The following is a 4514-nucleotide window of genomic DNA, read 5'->3' as shown; positions in this document are numbered from 1 at the left end:
GGACGGTGACCACGCCCGAACCGTTGATGACATCGTCCTGATAGGTCGAGTCATTATAGGTGTAGGCGCCGTAGATGCTCCAGGCGTCGGTCAGGCTGTAGGTGCCGGCCAGTTCCAGGCCCTGGGTCTCGACCGAACCGACGTTCGACAGAACGGCGGGCAGGCCCAGGATCGGGGCGGCGGTGCTGGCGGCCAGCAGGCGGTTGTCGAAGGCCACGTGATAGACAGCGGCCACGCCCTGGAAGCGCTCGTTGCGATAGCGGGCGCCCAGTTCGATGGTCTTGGAGGCTTCCGGCTCCAGAGTCTTGGCGATGTAGTCGACCGCCGCCTGGTTCTGCGAGCCGAACGGGCCGGACGTGGCGGCCGAGACATAGGCCCCCATGTTCTCGGTGTAGCCGCCGAACACTTCGATGTCGGGCGTGGCCTTAAAGACGAACCCGACCTGCGGCAGGAAGCTGTCCTTGCTTTCGATCGTGCCGGCCAGGGCGTTGCCGGCGACGCGGGTGACGCTGTTTTCGACCTTGATGGCCTTGAAGCCGAAATTGACCTTCAGGGCGTCGTTGACCGTCCAGGTGTCTTCGACATGGCCGACCGTGGTCTTGGTCTCGAAGTTGTAGGCCCACTGGGTGAAGAACGGAGTCTCCTGGAAGTCCAGCGGATCGCGCGACGGGGCCGAGGCGGTTTCGGCGTAGTAGCGGCGGGCCTGGTTGAAGTCGTTGTTTTCCACCCAGAAGCCGGCGCCGATCACATGCGCGCCCAGGTCGACGGTCAGGCCGCCGATCAGGCCACGACGATCAATGTCGTACTCGGTGGTGCGGATCGACAGCGGGGCGGCGGTCGAGCCGACCACGCCATAGCCGGGGCTGGCGACATAGGGCGTGTACCACAGGCCCTGGCCCTTGTTGGTGTGGCCGTAGGCGGTGGCGTTGAACTTGACCATGTCATTGATCGGCAGGTTCAGGGTCGCGCCGAACAGTTCGTCGTCACGGACGCCGGCGCCGGCATAGTAGGCGTCGTCGACCGTCGTGAACGGCGCGGGCAGGGCGGTGCCCTTCTGGTAGGCGTTGGCCGCGGCGATCGCCAGGGCCCAGTTGGGCCGAGTGTTGTCCCAGTTGCGGCCCAGGCGCTTGATCAGGGCGAAGGACAGGTCCTGATAGTCCTGCTCGCGGCGCTGCGAGCCGTTGTAGAAGGCGGTCAGATCGCCCTGGCCGATCGGCAGGACGGCCTTCACGTCGTACTGGAACTGCTTCTGGTCGCCGCCGCCCTTCCACTTCTCGGTGCTCTGGCTGGCGATCGAGGCGTAGGCGCGCAGGCCGCCGAGCTGTTCGATGGCGCCGGTGTCGTAGCGGCCGAACACCCGGTACATGTTGTCCGCGCCGCCCGTGACGTTCAGCTGACCGCCCATGGCTTCGCTGGGCGCGCGCGAGAAGAACTGCAGCGTGCCGCCGAGGTTGGAGGTCGAGGCGACGCCGAGCGCGCCGGCGCCCTGGGCCAGCTCGACGCGGCCGATGTTCTCGTTGGTGATGGCGCGGCTGATGTGCAGGCCGTTATGGGCGCCGTAGCTCATGTCGCCGAGCGGCACGCCGTCGAGGGTGAAGCCCAGCTGGTTCTGGTTGAAGCCGCGGATCGAGATGCGGGTCGACCACTCATAGGCGCCGAAGGCGTCGGCCGACTGGAAGGTCACGCCCGGCAGCTTGTCGATGGCCTTCAGCGGGCTGGTGCCGGCGGCTTCCAGCGAGATGGCTTCGCTGTTCAGCGTCTGCACCTGGCGGCTCTGGCCCTGGCCGATGACGACGACGGCGTCGACTTCGGTCGGCGCGGCGGGAACGGTGGTTTCGGCGGCCAGCGACGGGCCGGCGGCGATCAGCAGGAGGGCGGCCGAGGCGGCGCCCAGCATCAGATGATGTTTCATGGTCTATCCCCTTGCCCGGTCCCGCAAGAAGCGCGCCGGGTCTGTGGGGCCGGGTAACAGCCGGGGATGACGGCCTAACGACACAATAATGTCGACTGTCCGACAGTCTCGCGACGGAATGGTGAAGCTGGCCCTTTGGCCATCGGGGCCAGCGACATTGCGCAAACGGCCCCCGGGCGCTATTTCAGCGCCCGTCCCCGACCTTCGATCAGCGAGATCCAGCCCAGCCATGGCCCAGCAGTATATTTTCCAGATGCAAGGCCTCACCAAGGCCTTCCCCGGCGGCAAGAAGATCTTCGAGAACATCTGGCTGTCGTTCTATTCCGACGCCAAGATCGGCGTCGTGGGCGTCAACGGCTCGGGCAAGTCGACCCTGCTGAAGATCATGGCCGGCCTGGACGACCAGTTCTCGGGCGAGGCGCGCGCCGCCGAGGGCATCCGCCGCGGCTACCTGCCGCAGGAGCCGGTGCTGGACCCGACCAAGGACGTTTGGGGCAATGTCATCGCCGACTGCGAGGACAAGCAGATCTTCGACAAATACAACGCATGCGCCAACAAGCTGGGCGAGGAATATTCCGACGAACTCATGGAGGAGATGACCAAGCTCCAGGAGATCATCGATACGCGCGATCTGTGGGACATCGACTCCAAGGTCGAGATGGCCATTGACGCCCTGCGTTGCCCGCCCAACGACGCCAATATCGAAAACCTGTCGGGCGGCGAAAAGCGCCGCATCGCCCTGGCGCGCCTGCTGCTCAGCAAGCCCGACATCATGCTGCTCGACGAACCCACCAACCACCTGGACGCCGAGTCTGTGGCCTGGCTGCAGCATCACCTGGAAAACTTTCCGGGCTGCGTGATCCTGGTCACCCACGATCGCTACTTCCTCGATCAGGTCACCAAGTGGACGCTGGAGCTCGATCGCGGCAAGGGCGTGCCCTACGAGGGAAACTATTCCGGCTGGCTGGAGCAGAAGACCAAGCGCGTCGTGCAGGAGCAGTCGGAGTCCGACAGCCGCCAGCGCGCCCTGACCCGCGAACTGGAATGGGTGCGCTCTTCGCCCAAGGCCCGTCAGGCCAAGTCCAAGGCCCGCCTGGCGAGCTATGAGGAAATGGTCGCCGCCCAGGACAATGCGCGCCTGGCCCAGACCCACGCCCACATCCAGATCCCGCCCGGCCCGCGCCTGGGCAGCCTGGTGCTGGAAGTCGAAGGCCTGGAAAAGGAATATGGCGACAAGGTCCTGTTCAAGGACCTGTCCTTCCGCCTGCCGCCCAACGGCATCGTCGGCGTCATCGGCCCCAACGGGGCCGGCAAGTCGACGCTGTTCAAGCTGATCACCGGCCGCGAGCAGCCCGACCAGGGCACGGTCAAGGTCGGCGAGACCGTCAAGCTGTCCTATGTCGACCAGTCGCGTGACGCCCTGGATCCCAACAAGACCATCTGGGAAGAAGTCTCCGGCGGCACCGACATCATGATCGTCGGCAAGCGCGAGATTAACTCCCGCGCCTATGTCGGCAGCTTCAACTTCAAGGGCGCCGACCAGCAGAAGAAGGTCGGCCTGCTGTCGGGCGGTGAGCGCAACCGCGTCCACCTGGCTAAGACCCTGGCCACCGGCGGCAACCTGCTGCTGCTCGACGAACCGACCAACGACCTGGACATCGAAACCTTGCAGGCCCTCGAAGAGGCCCTGGAAGAGTTCGCCGGCTGCGCCGTGGTCATCTCCCACGATCGCTGGTTCCTGGACCGCCTGGCCACCCACATCCTGGCCTTCGAGGGCGACAGCCACGTCGAATGGTTCGAGGGCAACTTCGAGATGTACGAAGAAGACAAGAAGCGCCGCCTGGGCGCCGACAGCCTGATCCCCAAGCGTATCAAGTTCCAGAAGTTCGCGCGGTAGGCAGTCCGACCGTTAATTTGATAAAGCGCCCGCCGCGACTTGCCGCGACGGGCGCTTTTTTGTGTGAAGTGGGGGCGGGCCAACACGCCGGCGTGTTCGTCGGCTGGTCGCTGATCGATGACAGCGTAGCTTCTAGCTCCCTGCTAGCATCGATTGTGGCCGCGTATCTGGCGTGAGGAGGCGAGGCTACCCCCGCACCGGTTGGCAGACACCGGTATGCCTCTTCGTCCAAGACACAAGGCTCCACCGCATTTCGGAGAAGGTCGGAAAGCGACGGTCCGGAGCCATCGCTCGCCATCTCTGGTTGCGATTTAGTGGTGGCTGATGCTAGTTGAAGGACTAACCGATGCTCAATTCATTGTTGTGCCGTTCCCGGGAAATTGGGACTCTGCCAGCGATTGGAGTAGAGCGCGTGGACAGCAAGTCGTCGAGTGAAGGTGTGTCGATGAGTATATCGAATGGGCCACTAGTTCGATTTGTCGGCCCGTGGACGGACGTGTCCGAGGGGAGCGCTTACGTCGAAAGAACACTTGAGCTTTCGGAGGCATCGGCCGAATTCGTCACGGTTGTTGTACAAGCGTCATCCTATCGCCAAGGCGACATGGATATTGCGCCGCAAACTATAACTTTCAAACCAGGCCAGACTACAGCGGTCTTCCGCATAGCCATCTACGAAGATGATATCTATGAGGGCAGTGAAATATT

The 4514-nt window shown here is 63.9% G+C and carries 3 protein-coding genes; 2 read left to right on the top strand and 1 reads right to left on the bottom strand.

All coding sequences use genetic code 11. The features are described from left to right. Positions 1 to 1912: TonB-dependent receptor (locus CSW58_RS09645; RefSeq protein ID WP_099447137.1), on the bottom strand; the 1912-nt coding region annotated here is incomplete at its 3' end. A 229-nt stretch (positions 1913 to 2141) separates the two neighbouring features. Between CSW58_RS09645 and ettA the strand changes: the two genes are divergently transcribed. Both ettA and CSW58_RS15245 read left to right on the top strand, forming a co-directional pair. Beyond that, a complete protein-coding gene (gene ettA / locus CSW58_RS09640; RefSeq protein ID WP_099447136.1) occupies positions 2142 to 3809 on the top strand; it encodes an energy-dependent translational throttle protein EttA in 1668 nt (555 codons plus the stop codon). A 412-nt stretch (positions 3810 to 4221) separates the two neighbouring features. Beyond that, the coding region (locus CSW58_RS15245) for a hypothetical protein (RefSeq protein ID WP_236627755.1) at positions 4222 to 4514 on the top strand (293 nt) is incomplete at its 3' end.

It is taken from the genome of Caulobacter sp. B11 (assembly GCF_002737765.1).
Lineage (GTDB): Bacteria > Pseudomonadota > Alphaproteobacteria > Caulobacterales > Caulobacteraceae > Caulobacter.
This window is presented reverse-complemented; position numbering and strand designations above follow the sequence as displayed.